This window comes from Glaciimonas sp. PCH181, from assembly GCF_003056055.1.
In the GTDB taxonomy this organism is placed as follows: domain Bacteria; phylum Pseudomonadota; class Gammaproteobacteria; order Burkholderiales; family Burkholderiaceae_D; genus Glaciimonas.
On record NZ_PYFP01000003.1, the window covers coordinates 25,847 to 50,894 of the forward strand.

The window sequence follows — 25,048 nt, forward strand, 5'->3', positions numbered from 1 at the left end:
CACTACGACGTGATGCGGGCCTTATTGTGCTAAATCTGGTCAGCACACTCACTGCGGCAGCTTGGCCTGTGCGGTACTCAGCTCTGCCTCCAGATCGCGAATCCGCCTTAACAAATTCAGCGCCACCGCCAAACCATGCCGATCAAGCTCAAAATCATCCCTTAACCGACGGGCGGTTCGGGCGATAACGATGTAATGCGTCTGGTACAAATCATTTTCAGCATCTACGCTGGTCGGCGCAATTTCGCCCATTTCCACCAGATCCTGTAGTTCTGCCCGCGTCAAGCCTGAGTATTCTGCCAATTGCTCCAAGGAACAAAGCCCTGCATCGTTGAGCCAAATCGCCTCTACAATATGGGTACGCATTGCTAACCTCCTGTATTGAAGTGCGCGCGCGGGTTAAAAGTCGACTCGGCCGCAAGTTGTCCGAATAATGCCTGTTCGCGTGGTGTCACGGGTTTTGGCACCTCGATCCTGACGACGGCGAACAAATTGCCGTTTTCGCCGCTAGTCGATGGCAGACCACGCTTGGCCAGACGAAACTGGCGATTTGCAGCGGTCGCAGCAGGAATCGTCAACTCGACTTTGCCGCCCAAAGTAGGCACCTGAACGCTGGCGCCCAGCACGGCCTCCCACGGCGTCAACGGCAAATCAATGTAAAGATCTTTGCCGCTAACCCGATACAAGGGATGCGGGATCAGCACCATAATCACGTACAGATCACCATTTCGCCCACCATTACTGCCCTGCCCGCCTTTACCCGGCAAACGCAAACGCTGACCGTCTTCGGCACCTTTCGGCACCTTTACCCTAAAGGTTCTGGGCACCCGATGTTGCAGACCTTGCTGATCGTATTCAGGCAAATTCAAATTAACGTCGATTTCGCCACCGGCATAAATCTGCTCCAGCGTAATCGGCGCTTTTACTTCGTAATCCTGCCCGTGCGAAGGCCGCCGCTGATGCGGCTGACCGCCAGCATGGCGCGACGCTGCAAAAGCCGCCAAAATATCGGCCATATCGACATCAACAAAACTTGCACCAGATTCATTAAATGTTTGCTGCCAGTCTTGTGGCGGTTGCACATTTTCACCAGGCTGATGACGTCCTAGCTGGTTGTAAGCATCCCGTTTTTCCTGATCTTTTAACGTCGCATAGGCTTCCGCGACTTCTTTAAATTTTTCTTCACCTTCCGGGTCTTTGGAGACATCGGGATGATATTTATGCGCCAACTTGCGATAAGCCTGCTTTATTTCAGCAGCAGTGGCATCGCGCTCGACGCCAAGGGCGCTGTAATAATCTTTGAATTTCATATTCGCGCCCAACGTAAATGTTCAAGAATGGACATAATGAATATCTTTCTGGTGAATTGCGCTCAACTTCTGTTAAAGCCAATCTTACTGCATCTATCCATCACTGGTTGTACGATTGCACACAGAAAAACAGAAATAACACCGATACAAGATACTCAAAATGCAGCTCAAAATGTAGCTCGTATCGACTTAAAATTTTTCCACCAGGAAAACATTCTCTTCGATCCGTTCTGGTGTGATTTCTGCAACAACAGGGGTCGACTCAGCCAGCTTTTGAAGCAGCACTTTTTCCAGCTTCGCCATTTCCCGTTCAGAATCGGTCCACCAGTCGGTTGACCAGATACGGTGCAACGCCCAGCCCAATCCCTCCAGTACCAATTGCCGCAGGCGATCACGATCTCTGGCAGTCGGCAGCGAATGATACGTCGCGCCGTCGCACTCAACGCCCAGCAAAAACGTGCCGGGATGATCTGGATGCACGACGCCGATATCGAGTCGATAGCCGGAACAACCGACTTGCGGATGCACAACCCAGCCCCGATTCCGCAAAGCACGAATAACCTCTACCTCAAACGGGCTGTCCGGTTCGCGTCCGGTAGGAATCGATTGTTCGACTAAAGCACGCGCGCCTTTTTGTGCAAATTCCAGATAGTTTTTGAGATCGATCACACCGGTGGCACGGGTCCGTGAAATATCGATATCTTCAGGCCGTATCGAACTGATGATCGTTACGCCCACCCGCGCCCGTGTAATCGCGACGTTAAGGCGGCGTTGTCCGCCCTCTTTATTCAATGGCCCAAAATTCATCGGCATCCGACCGGCGGCATCTTTACCGTAGGCTATCGAAAACAAAATCACATCGCGCTCATCACCCTGAACATTTTCAAGATTCTTGATAAACAATTTTTCCGGGCCATGCTCTGCAATCCGCTGTTCCAGTTCAGGCGCTTTGCGCAACTCTTCGTCTAGCAGTGTTTCTATCAAGCGTTGCTGCGGCTGGTTAAACGTCACCACGCCCATCGTCAAATGGCGACGACTGTCATCACCAAAGTGAGCAACAATCGTAGTGACAATAGCGTCGGCTTCTGCACGATTAGTCCGACTGCCACCGCGATCATAGACGCCCGCCACCATCTGCAAGCGCACCGCCTGATCCAGCGTCACCGGCGACGGAAAAGTAATCAGTCGCGAATCGTAATAACGGTGGTTAGAGAACGTAATCAGGCTCTCGTGGCGACTGCGATAGTGCCACTCCAGCCGCAAAGTCGGCAAGCCGGCACCCAGACATTCGTCGAGGATACTTTCCAGATCGCTGACGCTGGCATCTTCACCATCGGCATCAGACTGATCATCGTCGTCGGCACGGGCAAAAAAGCTGGTCGGCGGCAATTGTTTTGGATCGCCCACCACCACCAACTGTTTCCCACGCGCAATCGCACCAACCGCATCCCACACCAAAATTTGCGACGCTTCATCAAAAACGACCAGATCAAAACTGGAATGGGCGGCGTCCAGATATTGTGCGACGGACAACGGCGACATCAACAAACAGGGCTTTAACTTCGGCAACAAAGTCGGAATTCCGCGCACTAGCTTACGCACCGGCAAATGGGCTTTTTGCTTGGCAAGTTCACGCAAGACTAAGCCCATCTCGGCATCCGGCTTCTGACCGGCTTCTACGCGTGGTACTTTTCCTGCCAACACCGCATGTAAATATTGCTCAGTCAGTTGCTGAAAACGCGCATCCGAGGTGCGGAATTCACGAATTTTGCGATCATGATCGGCGCTAGAAAAATTCCGCAGCACAGGCTCCTGATCGGTAATCATTTTCAGCCACCAGACCTGATAAGAATACTCAACGTAATGGGCCAGATCTTTCAGCGCAATCCGATCCTGCTCAATCGCCTGCACCACGCTAGAGATACCGGCATCGACCGCCTGCTTGCGCAGCCCACGCCATTTACACCAACTGCGTAACCAGCGACGCTGCGCCTGCCATCCGGCAACCACGCCACGCACCCGTGTTGGCAGACCCGCAGCATGCACAGGGCCAGCAAACTCAGGCCCGGCACCGGCATACTCGGTCGCTTGCGCCAGTTTCAAGGTAAATTCGCGGAACGTATTTTTGAAGTTAACTAACAGCGTCGACAAAGCGCCATGCGGTCCTAGCGCAGCGCGTTGCTGGCTGACCAATTGACGTAAACGATTTGCCAAAGCGGAGGCCGCAGCGCTGTCGCCGGTCGCAGCAAAGCGCGCGATGGCAAGCTCAAATTGCTGTCCCCACTCTTCGTAGCGGGCAATCGCAGTCCAATCGGTTTGCGGTCCCTGATAGTCATTGCCCAACCAAATCGTGGCCTGTGCTTCGATCAGACTCAGCGCCTGATCTTCATCATTCAAACCGCGTAATGCCTTCAGCGCGACGGGTATGGCTGCCGTCGTTGGTGGCTGTTGATTGCTGGTGTAAAGCGCTAAACGGGTCTTAACACTGCGCGTGGCAATCCAGTTTTTTGGCCACCATGTTTGTAGGGCGAGATTCCAGGCTTCTGCCAACTGCATACCATTAGCGCGCGCGATTTCGGGCGTAAAGCCCAAAGAAGACAATGTTTGCGCAAACGCCGCACGGCGCTCACCATTCTGACGTAATTTTTGTAGCGCGCTGCGAGTAGACGCATCGTCGCCGCTGGCAGCAATCCCGATGGGTATCTGCGGCACCTGCAACAAAACGTCAATCAGCACATCGATTGCTTCCAGCACCGCTTGCGATGGCGCGCTCAAACTTAGCCCGAAGACGGATTCCAGCGCCGCAGCAGCAAACTGCAATTGCGCAGAGGCGGCATCCAGTTCGGCGGTTGTTTTAAGAAACTGCTCTTCCCACGCGTTTGACCATTCAGTGTGACGCACCAACCGCAGCGGATGTTGTTGAAGCGGCCCCAGTTCTTCCACCACAACTTGTATGGTTCGCACCAGCTCACGTAGCGCCTCCAGACCGGCGCGGTCGTGCGTATCTGGATTCATCCACGGCATGACCGCCGCTGCCCAACTTTTATGATGCAAGATCGCGCTATCGGTCGCGCCCCGCACGGTCAAGCCATGCGGATAAGTGCGATGCAGCGCTTGCACCAAAGTATTCAGATCGGCCCGTAAAATACCTAAACGATCGGCCTCACGTTTCCAGTCATCTTTAGTGAAATGCTGGGCGACGTTCATCGCGGTACGAAGCTGCTCTAATACTTCAGATTTTTTTGCCTTGGCTGAATGCAATTGCAAGCAAAACGGACCCAGGCCAATCGCGTTCAAACGACGCTGCACCACGTCCAGCGCCGCCATTTTTTCTGAGACGAACAGGACAGTTTTTCCTTGCCCCAGAAAGTGCGCGATTAGATTAGTAATGGTTTGTGATTTCCCCGTGCCCGGCGGCCCTTCCAGCGCAAAATCGTGCCCGGCGCCAGCCCGACTGATCGCATTTAATTGCGAAGAATCTGCCAACAAAGGCGTCAACAAACTATCGGGTGCATGGCGCCGATCCATATCCTCGCGCCTGCCGATATCAACGCCGCTGCCCATTGAGGTTAGCGGGCGCTCAATCAAATGATTGACTACACGATTCTGTTTAAGCTGCTCGCTGCGATCCTGCAAATCTTTCCACATCAGGTATTTGGTGAATGAAAATATTCCCAAATAGACATCTTCACGCACTTCCCAGCGTGGTATGTCATTAATTGCCAGACGGATAATTTGCCAGATTTTTGCGACATCGACGCCGTTACCATCCACTGGCAAAGGATCTAATCCTTTGATCGAGAGTTGAAATTTTTCGCGCAACAACTGGATCAGCGTCGGATTGATGATGGTTTCATCGTCATGGCGCTTAATGGCGTAACCGGACCGCACCGATTGCCGCGTCAACGTGACTGGCACCAGCAATATCGGGGCTAGCAGTGTTTTCTCAGCGCGCTCATCTTCGGTCCAACGCAGAAAGCCTAGCGCCAGATACAGCGTATTCGCACCGCCCTCCTCCAGACCTAAACGGGCGGCGCTATAAATCTCGTATAAATGGGCATCAAGTTTTTTGGCATCGAGAGTTGCCAGCAGTTCGTGCATCTGCATGGCTTCCAGCGCGGCGGCTTCAACGGGATCCTCACCGTTACGGCGTATCGCGATGGCAGTTGCGCGAGGGTCTGCGGGATTCACCGCATCCATGATCAGCGGCAAATGTCGGAACTTCCATTCTTTGCCATCCGATAATTCATCTTCCAAATGACTAGGATTTGGCACGCGCAACGGCAGCATGACTTTGGTAGGCTTGAAATTGATCAGCCGGTTACGCAGGGTCAAATCCAATAATTTGGATTTCCAGCGCGCCAGACGACCGTCCGCAGTTTCAGCTGGCGCGTCTTCATCAATCACAATCGCGACGCTATCCAGCGGCGGCAATGCGGGAGGCGGCTCAATGCGCGGCTCGACCGTTACTGATGGCGTATCGTCCATCGCCGTTACCGAAGAGCGCGATGGCAGCGGCCTGATTTGCTCCATTCGTGCACGTTTGATATCGATTGCGAATAGGAATTCGTCTTCGGCCAGCAGTTGTTCCTGGCCGTTTTCGCAGGCCAGACGTAATGTCGCTGCCGGTCGATGGGTCAGCATGGTGGTTTCAAATACAAGTAACTCGCCGCTGGCGACACGTTTGCGGACTGCCTGACAATCGTCAAATACGGCGCTGGGCAAAGTAGTATTTATCAACCAACATCCGACGAAAGCATGGCCTTTTTTGACTATCACTAAAGGATTGAGTCCGGCTTGTTCCATGCATGACACCAGCAGCATCGAAGAGTCGAGGCAGGTAACCATACCGCCGCTGAGAATGCGGTCGGGGGTACGGATCTTTTGGCCGTCGTTGCCGAACGAGGCGGCGGGTTCGATGTAGTTCAGTTGCAGCGCTGCGATGACGCTATAAATCGCTGAAATCTGCGCCCAGGCATCTTCGCGATTTTTAGATTGATAGCCGTTTAGGTGCTGCCCGGTGCCGGTTTTGTGCAGCAGTTCGCTGCATTGGGACATCAAGCGGTCTATGACGGGATTGTTTGGTAATGAGAATGCGGCTAGTAACTCGGGCAATGCGCGGGTGCCTGCCCATTGGTCGTAAGCTAGGACGTCTACCGGATGCTCGGCGGTCGCTATTACTGTGTTATTCGCTATGACTTCAATGATCACTCGGCCGCGTTCGGCTTCGTTTAACTCGGCTAGATAACGGTGTGCTATTTTTAAATCGATGGGGTCGATACGGCGAGTTTCGTAGGCCTCAAGGTGGGCGAACCTCAATCGCATGATGTCGGCGAATGATGGCTCACATTTGATGACTATTTCGATGTCTCGAAGTGGTTCTTCGCTTTGATTCTGGATCGATAATGTGCGGATTAAAGGGACGTTATTTTGATACGACGCGTAGTTCACCGTGGCGTCAATTTGGGCCGTGATCGTGATGTTGGGTGCGGACTGGGGTGACGCTTCTTGATCAAACTGTTGATCGGCGTTTTGGTCTGCTTGTTGTGGGTGCTCTGACTTCTCCGACACTGCGTCCTCTTCTTTTTGTGATCTAGGGCTGTACTGCGGGTTAAAGGTCATCATCATACCAACGCGGGTGTAAATATGCAGCGCTATCGGCCTGGAATTCTTGGGGAATGTTTGGTATCTTTTTTGATGATGGATTATTGAGAGAGAGAGAGAGAGAGTGGGAATTGGGGATAAAGTTCGGTTCGCTGGTTGTTGAAACGGTTAATGCTCCGTTGATGCAAGCCGCGCCGCCACCGGCTTGCATCAACGGAGCATTAACCGTTTCAATTACCAAATAACCGAACCAAACCAACATCAATGATGATGATGCGCCCATTCTCCATCAGCAGACGCCAAATACCCCTCAACAGCATCCTTCTGTCCAGTAGCATGCCGCTTCAACTCCCCACATTTACAAATTCCCTGATAAGGCTGAATATGCGAACAAGCCGACACTTTCTGCAAAAACACCTGAACCGGTTTAGTACATTTCTCACACTTAAAAGTAAGTGTACGCGCAGGTTTATTAGCCATAGTTTTACCTCAATTAATTAAATCAATTCACCGCAAGACGCCAAAGCGAAGTCACTTCCGCCGCACGTGCAACATGCAACGCATCCGTATCGTCAGCAACCTTCGGATGATGCGGCTTAACATCAATACGCCCAAGCACCTTCAACCCAGCTTCAGCAATCCACGTCAACAAAACATCTCGCGACCGCAAAGCTAAATGCTCAGCCAGATCAGAAAGAATCAACCAAGCCTCACCGCCCGGCGCAAGATGTTCCGCCACGCCACGCAAAAATCCCCGCAACATCCGGCTTTCCGGATCATAAACAGCATACTCAATAGGCGAACTAGGCCGCGCTGGAAGCCACGGCGGATTACAAACGATCAACGCTGCACGTCCCGGCGGAAACAAATCCGCCTGCAACAACGTCACTTGCTGATCTAACCCCAACCGCGCCAGATTTTCTCTAGCGCAGGTTAACGCACGCGGGTCCTGATCGGTCGCCACCACTCGCGCAATTCCCCTACGCGCCAACACCGCAGCCAACACCCCCGTACCTGTACCGATATCAAACGCAAGATCAGTCGTCGGCAACGGCGCTTCCGCCACCAAACCAATGTACTCACCCCGCACCGGCGAAAACACACCGTAATGCGGATGAATGCGATCCCCAAGCGTCGGAATGTCGACGCCTTTTTTACGCCATTCATGCGCCCCTACCAAACCCAGCAACTCCCTTAGCGAAGCCACAAAAGGGCCGTCGGCGAGGCCATAAGCCTCCAGGCAGGCTTGCTTAACATCCGGCGCACGGCGCAGCGGAATCGTGAAATTATCATCAAAAGGCAACAACACCATCGCCAATGTACGCGCACGCTGCGATTGTGCCTGACGATGAAAATTGAATACATCAGTCGGCGTGGTAGCAGCTTTAGGAGGTTTTCGGTCAGTCCGACGTGCTAACGCCTGCAAAAGTTGGCGTGCATTTTGAAAGTCGCCACGCCACAACATCGCTGTACCCTCCGACGCCAGTCGAAAAGCAGCATCGGCAGTCATCCGGTCATCCGCTATCACTACGCGCTTGGGCGCTGGTGCGCCGCTTTCTGAATGCCAGCGTATGGAGCGCGGCTGGTCGTCTTCGGTCCAGTTAATCATCAAAGGCTGGCTCATACAGAAACCTGCTGCACGCGAAGAAACTGTTGGGAGAAGCACATTAAGTGTGCGAACGCTGGAGAGCGCATGAATGCTGCCTTAATAAAGAAAATAACGGTAAAACATAAAGCTTTAATAACGCTTTGAGAAACGCAACGCAATCGATGCCAAACAGCAACATTAATGAAATACTCAACAGCAGTGCTAGCAGCAAGAGGCCCGGCGCTTAGCCTGAAAACGCTTCATCAAAACCGTTCGTAGCCCAATAAATAGCGCCACTGCCCCACCGGCAAACCTGCCATCGGCACGCGCCCCAGACGGATGCGTTTCATTCCAACCACTTCCAACCCAACTTTTTCGCACATATGAGCGATCAAGCCGCGTGGTGGTGCTTTCAAAGGAAAACGTAAGCGGGTTTCATTTTGCCAACTAATCTTAACCGGCGGCAACGGCTTGCCACTGAATTTCAAACCGTGATTCAGTAGCTGCAAACCATCAGGAATAATGTCGCCGCGAACTTCAACGATGTATTCCTGTTCGATTTTAGCGGCATCATCCACCAATTTTCGGGTGATTTTCCAATCTTGCGTCAGCACTACCAGACCGCTGGCCTTCGGTTCAAGCGGATTCACAAGATTCAAACCGACCAGATGATGCTTCAGAAAACGCAAGCCGGATCGATCATCTGGCGATAGATTATCCGGGCTTAGCAACTTGGCAATGACAGACGCATTCAGCGCAGTCGCTGCATCCGAAGCATCGGCTGCCAATTCAATTCCGGTAGGCAAATGCAGCAAAATAGTGACTGGCTCTACCGGTTGCAAAACAGCATCCGGCAGTAACGCAACACGCTGTTGCGGAGAAACGCGAAAACCGGCTTCCTCGACGACAACCTCATCCACCGTGACCCAACCGCCCTGGATGTATTGCTCGGCCTCCGTGCGGGAGCAAGGGACTAGCTCAGCGAGATATTTGGCAAGGCGAACGGATTCTGTCATGGCAACGATATAAAAATGGAGAGGCGCGAACGGCGGCGCTGAAGTGCGTATGAACTCACTGATGGCTTACGTAAATTACTAAAATTGCTAACTAACTATCGGCTTACTTGTTAGGCGTCTTAGCACGGCCATGAAATGCTTCCGGCCGAGATTTATTTTTTTCTTCGAAAATTTTCTTGGCATCCAGTACGGCATTTTCTTGCGTGCGCAGTTCAGGATGATCATCGTGCAGCGTAAAGAAATCCGCTGCCTGGGCACGCATAACGTGCTTGATCGCTGCGGCATCCGTCAGGTCATATTTTTCAGTCAACAGCGTGGTAACTTCGTCCAGATATTCTTCATAGGTCATCGTCATGGCGTTACTCCAATGTATTTCGTGTGGAACTAAATAGGGCGGAAAAGCAAGCTGCCTTCCGCCCTACTGTATGCATATTTATAGCAGGTATTTGATGGCATGCATTGCCAACGACACCCACACCGCGTTTAGTCTGGCTTAGCCGACCCACGTCCGCGCATTGCGGAACATGCGCATCCATGGCGAATCTTCACCCCAACCTTCAGGATGCCATGATTGCTGCACGCTGCGGAATACTCGCTCAGCGTGCGGCATGATGGCGTTGAATCGACCGTCTGCGGTGGTGACCGCCGTAATTCCTTGCGGCGAACCGTTCGGGTTGTACGGATAAGCTTCGCTGACCTGCCCTTTGTTATCGACAAAGCGCATCCCGACCAATGCTTGATTGATGTCGCCGGTTTGCGAGAAGTCTGCAAAACCTTCACCATGCGCAACAGCAATCGGCGTTTGTGTGCCGGCCATGCCTTGCAAGAAAATCGATGGCGATTCTTCAATTTGCACCATCGAGAAGCGGCCTTCGAATTTTTCCGATTTATTGCGCGTGAACTTAGGCCAGGCTTGCGCGCCGGGAATGATGCCCTTTAAATTGGCAATCATCTGGCAGCCGTTACAAATTCCCAATGCAAACGTATCGTTGCGATTGAAGAATGTCGAGAACTGTTCAGCCAATGCGGCGTTAAACAAAATTGTCTTGGCCCAGCCTTCGCCCGCACCCAGCACATCGCCGTAAGAAAAACCGCCCACCGCGATAAAGGCTTTGAAATCATCCAGTTGCGCACGTCCGGCAATCAAATCGCTCATATGCACATCGACGGCAGTGAAACCGGATTTATGCATCACATAGGCGGTTTCAACATGCGAATTGACGCCTTGTTCACGCAAAATCGCCACGCGAGGACGCGCTCCGACATTGATGAAAGGCGCACCAATGTCTTGCTGCAAATCGAACGTAATTTTTGGTGTAATACCGGGATCAAGCGTATCCAGAATACGGTCGTATTCGGCATCGGCGCTGGCTGGATTGTCACGCAGACGGGCGATACGCCAGCTGGTTTCGCTCCACAACCGTTGCAGCGAAATCCGCGACTGGTTGTAAATGGCTTTGGCATCGCGCGTAAATTCAATCACGTCACGGGCATCGGGTTTGCCAATGATATGGCTGCACGCGCCTAGGTTATAGGTACGCAAGACGTTCATGACTTCCGACTTTTGCGCGGCCCGAACCTGAATGACTGCGCCCAACTCTTCGTTAAACAAGGCGCGCAATGTCATTTCATTACGACGTTCCGATATTTGACCGGCCCAGTTTTTCGAATCGCCCCAATCTGCGGCGTGTTCGCTTTCCATCGTCAGAATGTCTAGATTGACCGAGAAACCCACGTGACCGGCAAACGCCATTTCACACAAAGTCGTGAACAGGCCACCATCCGAACGGTCGTGGTAAGCCAATAATTTGTCTTCGGTATTGAGTTGCTGAATCGCGTTGAAGAAGCCTTTCAGGTCTTCTGCGCTATCGACATCCGGCGTTTCGTTACCGATCTGCTGCATGACTTGCGTCAACGCGGATGCGCCCATACGGCTTTTGCCACGTCCGAGATCAATCAAAATCAGCGCAGTATCACCTGCATCGGTGCGCAATTGCGGTGTCAGCGTGCGACGTACATCGGTCACTGGCGCGAAGGCGGAAACAATCAGCGATACCGGCGACGTAACTGCCTTGCTTTCTGCATCATCTTTCCACGTCGTGCGCATAGACAACGAATCCTTGCCCACCGGAATGCTGATACCCAGCGCAGGGCATAGCTCCATCCCAACTGCTTTGACGGTATCAAACAATGCGGCATCCTGACCGGGCTGACCGCAAGCCGCCATCCAGTTGGCTGACAATTTGATATCGGACAGTGATGCGATCGGTGCGGCGGCGATATTGGTCAGCGCTTCACCAACGGCCATCCGACCGGATGCAGCAGCATTAATGACAGCCAGCGGCGTACGCTCGCCCATAGACATCGCTTCGCCCAGATAACCTTCAAAACTCATCGTCGTCACGGCACAATCTGCGACCGGGATTTGCCATGGACCAACCATTTGATCGCGCACGGAAGTCGCGCCAACGGTACGATCGCCAATAGTAATCAGAAACGATTTATCAGCGACTGTCGGCAACTTCAATACGCGCTGCGATACTTCTAACAGATCCATGCCAGTCAGATCGACTGCGGGTAAATTGGCTGCGATACGCTGTACTTCGCGGTGCATTTTTGGCGGCTTGCCCAGCAACACATCCATCGGCATATCGACAGGATTATTATTGTGCTGAGGATCAATCACCTTCAATTGGCGCTCTTCCGTTGCAGTGCCGACTACGGCAAACAAGCAACGCTCACGCTGGCAGAAGTACTCAAACAGCGGCAGACTTTCTGGGGCAATCGCCATAACGTAGCGTTCTTGCGATTCGTTACTCCAGATTTCTTTCGGTGCCATGCCGCTCTCTTCCAACGGCACTTTACGCAAATCGAAAATCGCGCCGCGCTTGGCGTCGTTGGTGATTTCAGGGAAGGCATTCGACAAACCGCCTGCGCCCACATCATGAATCGACAAAATCGGGTTGTTGTCGCCCAACGACCAGCAAGCGTTGATCACTTCTTGCGCCCGGCGCTCCATTTCTGGATTACCACGCTGAACCGAATCAAAGTCCAGATCCGCCGTATTAGTGCCGGTCGCCATCGATGACGCCGCGCTGCCGCCCATCCCGATACGCATGCCGGGACCACCCAATTGAATCAGCAAGCTGCCGACTGGCAAGGCGTTTTTGAAAGTGTGTTTATCAGAGATACTGCCGATACCGCCAGCAATCATGATCGGCTTGTGATAGCCGTGCACGTTGCCAGCGACGTTTTGTTCGTAAGTACGGAAATAGCCGCCTAATATAGGACGGCCGAATTCGTTGTTAAACGCTGCACCGCCTAAAGGACCATCAATCATGATTTGCAACGGCGAAGCAATGCGGTCTGGCTTGCCGTAAATAGCGGTACTTTCTGCGGCGGCAAGCGTGACATCGCCTGTGTTTTCCCAAGCCTGATGCGCATCTGGCAGCAGCAGATTGGAGACTGTAAAGCCGGTCAGCCCCGCTTTTGGCTTAGCACCACGGCCAGTTGCGCCTTCATCACGAATTTCACCACCGGCACCCGTCGATGCGCCGGGGAACGGCGAAATGGCGGTTGGATGGTTATGGGTTTCGACCTTCATCAAAATGTGCGTCAACTCATCCGAAGCCGCATAAACATTACCTTCGGCTGCGCCACGGGCATAAAAACGCGAAACGGTCGCGCCTTCGATGATCGATGAATTATCGCTATAGGCAACAACGGTGCCTTGCGGATGCAATTCATGGGTATTTTTGATCATTGCAAACAAGGATTTGTCTTGCGTTTGACCATCGATGGTCCAATCCGCATTGAAAATCTTGTGACGGCAATGTTCGCTGTTGGCCTGCGCAAACATCATTAGTTCGACATCGGTCGGATTACGCTCGGCACGGGTAAAAGCTGCCATCAGATAATCGATTTCGTCGTCGGATAGCGCTAATCCGAGTTCTGTATTCGCATTTTCCAGCGCAGCTTTACCGCCTGCCAACAGATCAATCGAGGCCAGCGGCGCAGCTTCCAACTCACGGAACAGATCGCTAGCCGCTTCGGCGCTGCGCAATACGGACTCGGTCATGCGGTCGTGCAGCAGTGCTGAAATAGCCTGAATACTGGCTTCGCTGAGTTTTTTAACGCCACCGAGCAGACCGGATTTCAGATGGACCTGATAGGCAATTCCGCGCTCAATACGCTTGATGTGCGCCATTCCGCAATTTCGAGCGATGTCGGTGGCCTTGCTGGCCCAAGGAGAAATCGTGCCAAAACGTGGAATGACGATAAATTCTTCGCCGCCGTCCACGCCTTCAAATGGGTCGCCATACGTCAGCAAAGCACGCAAGCGATCTAGATCATCCTGACCCAATGCGGTGGATGCATCAACAAAATGATCGTAACGACCGGTAACGCCGGTGATATTACTGTCAATTGCATGCAGTTGAGATAACAGACGTTGGGAGCGAAAAGCAGGAAGGGCATTAGAACCCGGCAAAATCAACATGGCGATATGGAGGGGGTGGTGCAGCCAGAAGCTGCGGGTTAAATCAGAAGCCGCATTATACAGCGTCAGCACCCGCCCGGTAAATCGTGTGCGCCACGCCACCGGGAGTGTGCGCTAACGCCTGCGGACATTTAATGAAAGAGGTTGTATTGCGACATTTGTAGAGTCCCGCAAGAAAAACGCGCTCCCCCTCTTTCGACAAGGATAACCTCCATGAACACTTCCCCAATCAATCCCCTATATTCCCGTAACCCACAGATCACACGATACCGCGTTACCCGGCAATACCTCGACAGTCGCTACCGGCTTGGCGGATGCACATAATACGACCGAAATGTCGCTATGCCATCCAACGTAAAAGCCGCAACAAGCAATGAACACCGTCGAGAATCATCAAAAAGAATCCCCCTCCAATCGCAAGCGCATTCGCCTATCGTTAAAAGTCCGCCAGAAGCTGCCGCTGCCGCCATCGAAACAATAAAGTCGGATAACAACATCATCGTGTCTATCGAAGCGTTACAACTTTTGCCATCGATTAAGTTTATTTATTATGAGACACATAGGACCGCCCCAGCGTTAAAACCATTGCAGTTTAAACAACCACATTAAAAATGGCGCTTAAATGCGCCATTTTTAATGTGTCATGCAAAGCGAATTGCACAACATATACACAAAGCATCATCGCTCAAACTTAAAAATCTTTTAGTACAATTTTGCCAATGACATGACCAGCCTCAAGCGTTGCATGCGCCAGTCGCAGATTTGCAGCATTAATCGGGGATAAGACCTGCCCCATCGTGGTGACAAGGACTTTACTATCAATCAAACGTGCGACACTATCCAGCAAACTGCCCTGCTCCGCCATGTCTGGCGTTTGAAACATAGAGCGCGTAAACATGAATTCCCAGACGAAACCGGCGCTTTTTGCTTTTAATAAATCAATCTGCAACGGCGCTGCATTTTCAACGATGCTGCAAATAGTGCCTTGTGGTGCGACGACCGCTGCTGCTGTCGGAAAATGTTGATCGGTATCATTCAGGATCAAGACATAATCAACATTAGCAATCCCCAGATCCTTCAATTGCGCTGGAATATCGCCGAAATGATTCACCACATGCTGCGCGCCAAGTTCACGCACCCATTTTTCGGACTCTGGACGCGATGCGGTAGCAATCACTGTCAAACCCGCAACTTTAGCAGCTAATTGAATCGCAATCGAACCGACCCCGCCTGCGCCGCCAATGATCAGGATCGTTTGCGTAGGCTTATCGGCGGCTGGCTTTGATGGCACGTGCAGCCGATCAAACAACGCTTCCCATGCGGTGATGGCAGTCAACGGCAGCGCTGCGGCCTGCTCAAACGCGAGCGACGCTGGCATGCTGCCGACGATACGTTCGTCCACCAATTGATATTCACTGTTCGTCCCGGGACGCGTAATGTCGCCGGCATAAAATACTTTGTCACCGACCTTAAAACGCGTAACGTCCGGCCCAACTGCCGTCACAACGCCCGCTGCGTCCCAACCCAACACGCGCGGCGCTGGCTCAATTTTGTCTTTCGGTGCGCGTACTTTGGTGTCGACAGGATTGACGGCGATTGCCTTGATTTCAACTAATAAATCACGACCATCCGGCGTTGGCTTAGGGAGTACCACGTCCATGAGGGATTCTGGATGATCAATGGGCAAATACTGGGTTAATGCGATAGCTTTCATGAGCTTTCCTAAATAGGGGTACGTGTAAAAAATGCATGGCAGCGACCTTGCCGCGATCCGCAACATCAATGCATCGCTTAGCAATGACGGGCTGCGATATCGATCTTCAATGTCATGACCTCAGTATGCGCGTTTGCATTATTTTATAAATAGCCTATTATTTGATTTACTTTCAAAAAATTTTTGTAAATGTACTCCACCAACGACATCCAGCTTTTTGTGCTCACCGCCGACTTGGGCAGCCTCTCCAAAGCGGCGCGCCAACTCGATTTGGTCCCTGCGACCGCCAGCGCCAGCCTGAAACGTCTTGAATTGCATCTAAATACGCGCTTATTCGTCCGCTCCACACGCAGTCTGCGGTTAACACCAGAGGGCACGCTATTTTTAGACTATAGCCGTCAGGCGCTGACGTTATTGACACAAGGCGAGGCGCTATTGCGCAGCGATGGCGTCGCCAAAGGGCATTTGCGGCTCTCAATGCCGTCCGATGTAGGAAGAAATGTCTTGCTGCCGTGGTTGAATGCGTTTCAAAAAGCCTATCCACAAGTGACACTCGGGCTGCAATTTTCAGATCGGATCATCGATCTGTTTAGCGCCCCGGTGGATGTGGCGTTTCGTTATGGAAAACTGGAGGACTCCTCTTTGATTTCCCAGCCACTGGCCGCTAGTCGGCGCGTCGTTGTCGCCTCCCCCGCCTACCTCGCGCAACATGGCACGCCGATTACTCCCAAAGACTTGGCCGACCATAACTGCTTGCTGTTTTATTTAGAACGCGGCCTGTTTAATAACTGGCGCTTTCATTCTGGCAAAAATCCGATTGTTATCAAGGTCCGCGGTGATCGCATGACGGACGACGCTGCTATCGCCCGGGAGTGGGCAATCAGCGGGCTCGGAATCGCCTATAAATCGTGGCTGGACGTCAGGCAAGATCTGGCTGACGGCAGATTGGTAACCTTGATGGATCAGTACGTCGGCGAAGAAACGCCACTGAATATGGTCTACCCGGACCGCAGCAGCGCCTCACCGGTAGTACGTGCATTACTGTTATTTCTACGCGAAAAATTTTATGCTTTGGGCGTTCCCAGCGAGCGGAATGCCTGAGACAGCGTCAAAAAGACAGCATCAAAAAAACAGCGTCACGAAGGCTTAGAAAGCAAAATGCGTCACACCATTAGTTGGTGATGACGCATTTTTTATACAGAGCAAATATTCTTGCTTACTACAACGCAGCTATCGCTTATTTCAGTTTTAACGTCCAGTCCTGCAACGCCACCAACATTGATTTGACAAAGTCGCGGGTTGGTTCATGCGTCAATTTACCAGCGCTGTCGAAGCGATCCGCTGCGCCGCCAATCATGACTTCCGGTTTATTCAAGACCTTCAGATCGAGAAATACAGCGATCTGACGTAGATGATATTGCGCACGTGCAGTACCGATCACGCCGGGGCTGGCCCCCATAATCGCTGCCGGTTTGCCTGCAAATGGTTGTTCCGGCGGACGCGAGGCCCAGTCGATGGCATTTTTCAACACGCCGGGGACCGAATAGTTATATTCGGGCGTGACGAAAAGAATCGCGTCCGCCTCCCGGATTTGCTGGCGGAAAAGTTCGACCGATGGCGGCCAACCTTTTGCTTTGAGGTCTTCGTTATACAAGGGTATCTCAGAGATATCGGCCTCAATGATAGTGACGCCTTCGGGTGCCAATTCAATTGCGGCGCGTAACGCTGAAGTATTGAAAGACCCACTTCGCAAACTACCGGAGATACCTAGAATTCTGATTGCTGGACTGGTCATGTTAACGTTTCCTTTATCGTAAATAATGGCAACTAGAAATATTCAAAAATCCCACCTTATTACTCGCCCAACAGTTCAGCAATCGGCGACATACCTTCGACATGCTCGGCAATTACCTTAATAATAACCACAATCGGAATCCCCACCAATAGGCCGGCGATGCCCCATAGCCAGCCCCAAAATAGCAACGCGACAAATACAGCCGATGGATTCATTTTGGCAATCTTCCCGGTCATCCACGTGGTCACGAAGGTCCCGACTATCGCTGCAATGCCGAGCGAAATTCCCGCCAACAACAACATCATTGAAAAGGTCCCGAACTGCATGAACGCGGCAAGACTGGTTGCCACCGCGATGAATAGCGAACCGAAATACGGAATGATATGCAAAACCCCGCCCGCTACCGCCCAGGCCCCGGCGTTTTCCAATCCGATTAGACGAAACGCCACCCACATTAGCAGCGCCAGCAGAATATTTGTCACCAGCAACATAAACATGTAATTTTGAATCGAAGTATTGATTTGATCCAGAATATGTACGGTCACTTTTTTTCGACTTAACGACGGCCCCGTCAACTTCACCAGTTTGCGCTTAAAGGTATCGCCGGATTGTAATAAGAAAAACACTAAAAACAACACCACCAGCGCCTGCCCCAGAAACCCTATCGCCCCGAGCGATCCGGCCAGCAACCAATCACTGAGTCTGGAAGCAGGAGTTGCCTCACGTGCTGCCGGTTGTCCTCCTGTGGCTTTTGCAATTTCATTGGCCGCTGCCTGCATTTGTTGAATCGTTGTCGGCTGACCATCACGCAACTTCGCCAGACCTTTGGACAATTTATGCGAGGCCACCGGCAACTGCTCCATAATCGACTGAAACTCTCCGCGTAGTGCATTGGTCACCAACGCACCCCCAGCCAGAATTGCTAACAGCACAATACTGCTGGCAACAACCCGTGGCAATTTCAGTCGCTGAAGCCAGACCACGACGGGATTGAGCGTATAGGCGATAAAAATACCGAACACCACCGGGACTAAAAATTTTTGCGCCCATTGCAAGGCAAAAATAAATGCGACAGTGGCGATAATCGCCACGCCTGCACCACGCGCATCTACATGGATCCGATTAGGAAAAGCGGGACGTCCCGGGACTGACGGAGCTGCTAAAAGAGGATTTTCGGCGCTCTCCAGACTGTCAGGATTAGCCTCTGTGCTAGCGGCCTTTTCCAATGGCGATTCGCTGTCCTGCGGCGACGATAAATCGACAGCACCATACGTAGTGGTGCCGTCTGGCTGACTATTTTTTGTACGCATGGTGTTGCCCATTTAAAACGTCACTCTGTTACCGAGTTGGTATAGTCATCCGGCTTCCAAAATATGCCGGGAAGATCATATTATGCTTCCTCGACCCAAGATGTTTAACGTTTTTCTCCACCCTATCGCATTTTGTTTGGCGCGACCTCACGATTAATCTCATCGAATCTTGACGCGGCATGGCAAGAGCCTTGCCAATTCAAGGTATGATTCTGCTCGCCTCCCCTGGCGATGTGAGCGGGCTGCGTTGCGTGCCAGATTGGGCGTTATTGTGGTTGATCGTTGTTGAAAGCAATCCGATTTAATTGAGCGAAATAGTGATAGATCAAGAATTACTGAAACCGGCACAAAGACAAATTGTTGTCATTGGTGGTGGTGTGATTGGCATGTCCACGGCCTATTTTCTAGCCGAAGCCGGTCATCAGGTGGCCCTGATCGAGCAGCGTCGTAACGTCGCAGAGGTAGCGACTTTGGGAAACTCGGGGATGCTGGCAGCCGCGTCGACTACGCCGTGGGCGATCAATGGCATGCGCAAACGCATTTTATCCGGACTGTTCAGTCAGGAAGCCGGGACGATCCTGAATGCCCGCCTGAGTCCGTCGTTGTGGCGTTGGTTGTTACGCTGGACTTCTACCCCGGAATTGCAACGCTATCAATTGCACTGCGAACGGATGCAGCGACTGGCGTCCTATAGCCAACACATATTGCTGCAACTGCAACAACAATGCCAGCTTGAATACGAACAAAGCCATGGCCTGTTGCAGCTGTTTCGGTCAGAAAAAGAACTCGCCGCTACAGCGCCATTACAGGCCATGTTGAGCGAGCGCAATGTCGCTTACAGCCTGTTGGATGGTGCTGCGGCGCAAGCATTGGAACCGGCTTTGGCGACTGCCCGCAGCGTTGCTGGCGGTTTGTATTTTCCAGAATTGGCATCCGGCAATTGCACTCTGTTCACAAAACAATTGAAATCTTTGGCACAAGCCAGCGGCGTACAATTTCACTTCGATCTGCGGGTAGATGCCGTTGAGCCGCAAGATGGCCGCGTTGCTCTGAAAATTGGCGGCGATATATTGCATGCGGATGCTGTGGTCGTTGCGGCCGGAACAGGCAGCGCCCGTTTGCTCAAAAATCTCGGCGTGAAAGTGCCGTTGCAGGCAGTAAAAACCTACACCGCCACGGCCGCTGTCAAAAACCATGACGTCGCACCTAAACTGGCACTGCAAGACAATGCGTACAAAGTCACCATGGCGCGCTTCGGTGAAAGAATCCGGATTGCCGGGGTTGCCGAACTGGGCGCGACCGATACGACGATAGACGACAAGGCCTTGCGCACCTTATTAAAAGTGACGCAAGACTGGTATCCGGATGCGGCCAATTATCATAATGCCCAAATGTGGACTGGCCATATCCCGATGCTGGCCGATGAAGTCCCCTTAGTCGGTGCGACCGCCAGCAGTAATGTTTACATCAACATTGGTCATGGCGGCAGCGGCTGGAGCATGGCATTGGGTGCAGCCAAAATCGTCGCCGATCAAATTTCAGGACGGTCGCCTGAGATTGATATCGATGGCCTGACGCTGGCACGCTATCGACGTTGATAGGTTTAGGGTAATGTTGACGGTGCTTTGCCGACATTAGCGGAAATAACAGAAACCCCCGTTTCGTCACTTTCTCACGGCCCATCAAGGCATATCCCAGGAAACCATCATGACCGCACTCTACTCAAGCGCAGAAATTCGCAGAATGGAACAGGCGGCTTTATCGCAACTGCCGCCGTACACGCTGATGCAACGCGCGGGTAAAGCCGCAGCTGAGGCTGCCATAAGTCTGCTGCCCGGCAGTGCGCATAAGGCACGTATTTTAGTGTTAGTCGGCCCCGGTAATAATGGTGGCGACGCTCTGGAAGCGGCTGCGATACTGACCGAATCGGGTGCGGAAGTTGTCGCGCTGTTGCCAGTCGACATGACCAGCCAGCCGCCTGACGCCGCAAACGCCCTCAGTCGCGCTGCCAGAGCCGGTGTGCACTTTATGCCACCTGAACAATTCACTACTATTGATGGCATCAAATGGTCGCTGGTCATTGATGGCTTGTTAGGAATCGGCCTGAAGCGTCCGCTGGATGGCGCTTTGCGCAGTCTGGTCGCAACCGTCAACACCTTCACTTCCCCGCTGCTGGCGTTGGATATACCCACCGGTTTGGATGCCGAGACCGGCATGGTGGTCGGCCCTGACGGCATTAGCATCATTGCGGACGCCACCGTCACTTTCATCGGCGACAAAATCGGTTTACATAGCGGCGACGGCCCCGAATATGCTGGCAAAGTCACCGTCGCAGGGTTAGATATCGCAAGTCGTCAATTATTGCCATCGCAATCCGCACTCAACGCACCCGAATTGTTTAGCAGCAACTTGCAACCAAGAGCGCGAAATTCACATAAAGGCAGCTTTGGCAGCGTGGCGGTCATCGGCGGCGCAGGAGGGATGGCAGGCGCGGCGATTCTTGCCGGGCGCGCTGCGGCTAAATCCGGCGCAGGCAAAGTCTTTATCGGCTTTCTTGACGCGGCCCCCAGTTATGACAGCGCGCAGCCAGAATTAATGTGTCGCCACGCAGATGATATCGATCTGGCGACAGCAACACTGGTCGTCGGTACCGGCTTAGGTACTTCGCCGCCAGCCCATGCAATCTTGGTAAAAGCGCTACAAGCGCAGAGCCATTTGCTGCTCGATGCCGACGCATTGAATCTGATTGCTGTCGAACCGGGGTTGCAACAACTAGTCGCCCAACGCAGCCTATCGGTTTATCCCAAACGACTGACCGTGATGACGCCGCACCCGCTGGAAGCAGCACGTCTGCTGGGCATCAGCACCACAGAAATTCAATCCGACCGCCTGGCGGCCGCCCGCAGCTTGGCGCAACGCTTTAATGCGGTCATCGTCTTAAAAGGTGCAGGCAGCATCATTGCGCGTCCGGATGGTTACGCCGTGGTCAATCCGACTGGCAATCCCGCCCTCGCGACTGGCGGCAGTGGCGACGTATTGTCCGGCATTTGCGGTGCGTTATTAGCGCAGGGTTGGTCCGATTGGCATGCGGCGCTGGGCGCAGTCTGGCTGCATGGATGCGCTGCGGATATGTTGGTGTCACAGGGCTTTGGCCCCATCGGCATGACGGCAGGAGAATTAATTCCAGCGGTACGAAGTTTGCTGAACGAGCTGACTAAAAAGTGACTAAGGCCGGTAACTAACGAATAATGCGAATCGCTATTGTCATGTGGGCAAAAAAAATCGTGAACAGATTAAGATTATCTGTTCACGACAGGAGAAAACAGTCAAGCGACTGCGGAAAACTTAGCTAAAAGGTTTAGCTTCAGACCTTAAGCGGCCAACGCAGGGTAATCGATATAGCCTTCTGGCGTTGGCGCATAAAAAGTTTCTGGCTTCGGTGTATTCAACGGCGCATCCAGCTTCAATCGGCGCGGCAAATCTGGATTAGCGATGAACAACTGACCAAACGCAACGGCGTCCGCTTCGCCTTTGGTCAACAACTCTTCTGACGCCGCTTTTGTTAATTGCTGGTTAGCAATGTAGACGCCACCGAATGCTTCTTTCAATTGTGGGCCGATACGCGTTGACGTCTGACCTTCACGGGCGCAGATAAACGCAATGCCACGCTTGCCAAGTTCGCGGGCAATATAGCTGAACGTTTCCAACGGGTTAGCATCGCCCATCGAATGCGCATCGCATGCCGGTGCCAAATGCATCCCAACCCGACCCGCTCCCCATACCTCGATACAGACATCGGTTACTTCCAGCAGCAGGCGCGCACGATTTTCCAGCGATCCGCCGTAGATATCAGTGCGTTGATTGGTGCTGGTTTGCAGGAATTGATCCAACAGATAACCATTCGCCCCGTGCACTTCTACACCGTCAAAACCAGCGACTTTGGCATTCTCAGCACCTTTGCGGTAAGCCGCAACAATGCCTGGAATCTCCGCCAGATCCAACGCACGTGGTGTAACGTATGCGCGTTGCGGACGTATCAGGCTGACGTGTCCTTGTGCTGCGATGGCACTTGGCGCGACCGGCAATTCGCCATTCAGAAAACTGGGGTCTGAGATGCGGCCGACGTGCCACAGTTGCAAAAAGATACGACCACCGGCAGCGTGCACCGCAGTCGTAACTTTCTTCCAGCCAGCGACTTGTTCATCGGACCAGATGCCAGGCGTGTCGGCGTAACCGACGCCCTGTGGCGTAACGGCCGTTGCCTCGGAGATGATCAAACCAGCGGAAACGCGCTGAACATAATATTTCGTCATCAGATCGTTCGGTACGCGACCATTGCCGATAGCGCGGGAGCGTGTCAATGGCGACATGATGATGCGATTAGGCAGTTCCAGATCGCCAACTTTAATAGGATTAAATAGTGTAGTCATGATAAGTGTAGGAGTTAAGTAATTAAGGGGGTACAAAATGGGATCAGCCCATCGCCGAAGAAACCGTTAAAATAGTTGTGTCACGAATACTTCTTTTCGCAGCCCGTGCGAAATACAGCGATAACTGCATGGCCAGCACCGCCACCAAAGCCAGTGCACCAGCCGCCAGCGGCACCGCCTCAAGACCCAGGCCCTGACCGATCACCAGACCGCCAATCCAGGCACCAAGCGCATTGCCGACATTGAACGCACCGATGTTGAGCGTCGCCACCAAATTCGGCGCAGTCTTACCAAAAATCATGACATTTATTTGCAGGCCGGGTACCGCCGCAAAAGCCACCATCGCCCAGATGAATAAATTAACTTCTGCCGGGATAAGTGCCGGGCTGGTCCATCTCAGTGTTGCCGTCACGATTGCCATCACGACAAAAATGGCGGTCAACGCAGTGCCCAAACGCCAATCGGCTAAACGGCCACCAACATAATTTCCGGCGGTCAGGCCCAGACCGATTAAAAACAAAGTCCAGGTAACGCCACGCGGTGTTACCTGCGTGACTTGCTCTAATAGCGGTGCGACATAGGAGAACAACGCAAACATCGCCGCGGAAAAAAAGGTCGTAGTCGCCAGCGCCGCCCAAATCCCTGCGCTGCGCAATTGTTTGAATTCGCTCCGCAAATCGGCTTTTTTCTCATCTTTTGCAGACGGTAATACGCGGGCTAATCCGATAAACGACAATACGCCCAGTACCGCCACTGCCCAGAATGGCACGCGCCAACCGGCAAACTGGCCGAGCGCCGTTCCCAGCGGCACGCCAAGAACATTCGCTAGCGTTAAACCGGTAAACATCAATGCTACGGCCGATGCTTTACGATTTTCAGGCACCAATCCAGCCGCGACCACGGAGCCAATCCCAAAGAAAGCGCCGTGACAAAGCGCAGTAACCACGCGTGCAAACATCAAAAAGCCATAATCTGCGGCTACCGCACACATCAGATTACCGACGATAAACAATCCCATCAGAATCAGCAAAGCACGTTTGCGTGGCAATGCAGCAGTCGCGATAGCCATGATCGGCGCACCAATCGCAACGCCTAAGGCGTAACCGCTGATCAACCAGCCAGCGCTGGGAAGCGACACTGCCAGGCTACGGGCGACATCTGGTAGCAAACCCATGATGACAAACTCGGTAGTACCGATGGCAAAGGCGCTAAGCGCCAACACGAGAAGAGCTAATGGCATAACAAATCTTTAGAAAAAATAACGTGTGAAGGGTTGCACCACAAATAATGCAGTTGGAGCAGGTTTGTACCGCTATAGGTCATCGCTGAGGTGCGCCAGAAACGCTTGAATCGTCTCTTCATTGCGGCGATAAAAAATCCATTGCCCCACGCGCTTGATGAGCACCAGGTCGGCACGCTGCAAAGTGGCTAAATGCGCTGAAACCGTGGACTGCGACAATCCCGTGCGCTTGTCAATCAAGCCGCAACAGACGCCCAAATCAAGTGGGTAATCCTGCTCACCAAAATATTCGGCGGGTGTTTTAAGCCATTGCAGTATTTGCCGCCTGACCGGATTAGCGAGCGCTTTATGGATGAGATCGAAGTTCATAGCTTTTATTGGATATTTGTTTCGTCTTTAATAGAAGCAAATATTGGAATTAGTAGAATTTAAGATCGTAATATTACGATATATAAAAAAAGTTTGCTGAGCGAAGCCCAAAATCAGGTCTTTGCCCTTCGATTTACGTTGGATTGAGATGCCAGAAAAGGCTAAAAAGCGGCA

General features: G+C 52.5%; 19 protein-coding genes. 4 read left to right on the forward strand and 15 right to left on the reverse strand.

What is annotated here, in order from left to right:
- Nucleotides 1–48 precede the first annotated feature (48 nt).
- The 9 genes from C7W93_RS20855 to purL all read right to left on the reverse strand — a co-directional run bounded on the left by C7W93_RS20855 (nt 49) and on the right by purL (nt 14,016).
- Nucleotides 49–366: a chaperone modulator CbpM gene (locus tag C7W93_RS20855; protein ID WP_108442278.1), complete on the reverse strand. Its 318-nt coding sequence runs from the start codon at nt 364–366 to the stop codon at nt 49–51.
- A gap of 2 nt (nt 367–368) precedes the next feature.
- Nucleotides 369–1,310 (reverse strand): DnaJ C-terminal domain-containing protein, encoded by a 942-nt coding sequence (locus C7W93_RS20860; RefSeq protein WP_108442279.1) that lies wholly within the window; start codon nt 1,308–1,310, stop codon nt 369–371.
- 189 nt (nt 1,311–1,499) lie between these two features.
- The gene (locus C7W93_RS20865; RefSeq protein ID WP_161539968.1) at nt 1,500–6,881 is read right to left on the reverse strand and encodes a DUF4011 domain-containing protein; all 5,382 of its coding nucleotides are present in this window, start codon (nt 6,879–6,881) and stop codon (nt 1,500–1,502) included.
- A gap of 40 nt (nt 6,882–6,921) precedes the next feature.
- Nucleotides 6,922–7,197 (reverse strand): hypothetical protein, encoded by a 276-nt coding sequence (locus C7W93_RS24510; RefSeq protein WP_146177591.1) that lies wholly within the window; start codon nt 7,195–7,197, stop codon nt 6,922–6,924.
- The gene (locus C7W93_RS25185) at nt 7,176–7,394 is read right to left on the reverse strand and encodes a hypothetical protein (protein ID WP_108442281.1); all 219 of its coding nucleotides are present in this window, start codon (nt 7,392–7,394) and stop codon (nt 7,176–7,178) included. The genes C7W93_RS24510 and C7W93_RS25185 overlap by 22 nt, the downstream gene beginning before the upstream one ends.
- Before the next feature lie 22 nt (nt 7,395–7,416).
- Complete coding sequence (locus tag C7W93_RS20875) at nt 7,417–8,538, reverse strand: class I SAM-dependent methyltransferase (protein ID WP_108442282.1); 1,122 nt, start codon at nt 8,536–8,538, stop codon at nt 7,417–7,419.
- Between the two features lie 227 nt (nt 8,539–8,765).
- The gene (locus tag C7W93_RS20880; RefSeq protein ID WP_108442283.1) at nt 8,766–9,518 is read right to left on the reverse strand and encodes a S4 domain-containing protein; all 753 of its coding nucleotides are present in this window, start codon (nt 9,516–9,518) and stop codon (nt 8,766–8,768) included.
- Nucleotides 9,519–9,621: 103 nt separating this feature from the next.
- The gene (locus C7W93_RS20885; RefSeq protein ID WP_108442659.1) at nt 9,622–9,867 is read right to left on the reverse strand and encodes a hypothetical protein; all 246 of its coding nucleotides are present in this window, start codon (nt 9,865–9,867) and stop codon (nt 9,622–9,624) included.
- A 144-nt stretch (nt 9,868–10,011) separates the two neighbouring features.
- Nucleotides 10,012–14,016 (reverse strand): phosphoribosylformylglycinamidine synthase, encoded by a 4,005-nt coding sequence (purL, locus tag C7W93_RS20890; RefSeq protein ID WP_108442660.1) that lies wholly within the window; start codon nt 14,014–14,016, stop codon nt 10,012–10,014.
- A gap of 342 nt (nt 14,017–14,358) precedes the next feature.
- Between purL and C7W93_RS24515 the strand changes: the two genes are divergently transcribed.
- Complete coding sequence (locus C7W93_RS24515) at nt 14,359–14,625, forward strand: hypothetical protein (RefSeq protein ID WP_146177592.1); 267 nt, start codon at nt 14,359–14,361, stop codon at nt 14,623–14,625.
- 82 nt (nt 14,626–14,707) lie between these two features.
- Here the strand turns inward: C7W93_RS24515 and C7W93_RS20895 are convergent, their stop codons facing one another.
- Complete coding sequence (locus C7W93_RS20895) at nt 14,708–15,730, reverse strand: zinc-binding alcohol dehydrogenase family protein (RefSeq protein ID WP_108442284.1); 1,023 nt, start codon at nt 15,728–15,730, stop codon at nt 14,708–14,710.
- Between the two features lie 189 nt (nt 15,731–15,919).
- On the opposite strand from C7W93_RS20895, the gene C7W93_RS20900 reads away from it, so the two are divergent.
- The gene (locus C7W93_RS20900; protein ID WP_108442285.1) at nt 15,920–16,831 is read left to right on the forward strand and encodes a LysR family transcriptional regulator; all 912 of its coding nucleotides are present in this window, start codon (nt 15,920–15,922) and stop codon (nt 16,829–16,831) included.
- A 136-nt stretch (nt 16,832–16,967) separates the two neighbouring features.
- Here the strand turns inward: C7W93_RS20900 and C7W93_RS20905 are convergent, their stop codons facing one another.
- Complete coding sequence (locus tag C7W93_RS20905; protein WP_108442286.1) at nt 16,968–17,525, reverse strand: NADPH-dependent FMN reductase; 558 nt, start codon at nt 17,523–17,525, stop codon at nt 16,968–16,970.
- A gap of 59 nt (nt 17,526–17,584) precedes the next feature.
- Complete coding sequence (locus C7W93_RS20910) at nt 17,585–18,835, reverse strand: AI-2E family transporter (protein WP_108442661.1); 1,251 nt, start codon at nt 18,833–18,835, stop codon at nt 17,585–17,587.
- A 305-nt stretch (nt 18,836–19,140) separates the two neighbouring features.
- On the opposite strand from C7W93_RS20910, the gene C7W93_RS20915 reads away from it, so the two are divergent.
- Nucleotides 19,141–20,433, forward strand: a complete 1,293-nt coding sequence (locus tag C7W93_RS20915) for a D-amino acid dehydrogenase (RefSeq protein ID WP_225869986.1) — start codon at nt 19,141–19,143, stop codon at nt 20,431–20,433.
- 109 nt (nt 20,434–20,542) lie between these two features.
- Nucleotides 20,543–22,060 carry an NAD(P)H-hydrate dehydratase gene (locus tag C7W93_RS20920; RefSeq protein WP_108442287.1) on the forward strand — a complete coding sequence of 506 codons (1,518 nt, stop codon included), beginning with the start codon at nt 20,543–20,545 and terminating at the stop codon, nt 22,058–22,060.
- A 146-nt stretch (nt 22,061–22,206) separates the two neighbouring features.
- Here the strand turns inward: C7W93_RS20920 and C7W93_RS20925 are convergent, their stop codons facing one another.
- From C7W93_RS20925 to C7W93_RS20935, 3 genes are all read right to left on the reverse strand, one after another.
- The gene (locus C7W93_RS20925) at nt 22,207–23,265 is read right to left on the reverse strand and encodes an alkene reductase (protein WP_108442288.1); all 1,059 of its coding nucleotides are present in this window, start codon (nt 23,263–23,265) and stop codon (nt 22,207–22,209) included.
- Nucleotides 23,266–23,308: 43 nt separating this feature from the next.
- Nucleotides 23,309–24,505, reverse strand: coding sequence for an MFS transporter (locus C7W93_RS20930; protein WP_108442289.1), 1,197 nt, complete (start codon nt 24,503–24,505; stop codon nt 23,309–23,311).
- 72 nt (nt 24,506–24,577) lie between these two features.
- Nucleotides 24,578–24,874 carry a helix-turn-helix transcriptional regulator gene (locus C7W93_RS20935; protein WP_108442290.1) on the reverse strand — a complete coding sequence of 99 codons (297 nt, stop codon included), beginning with the start codon at nt 24,872–24,874 and terminating at the stop codon, nt 24,578–24,580.
- Between the last annotated feature and the right edge of the window lie 174 nt (nt 24,875–25,048).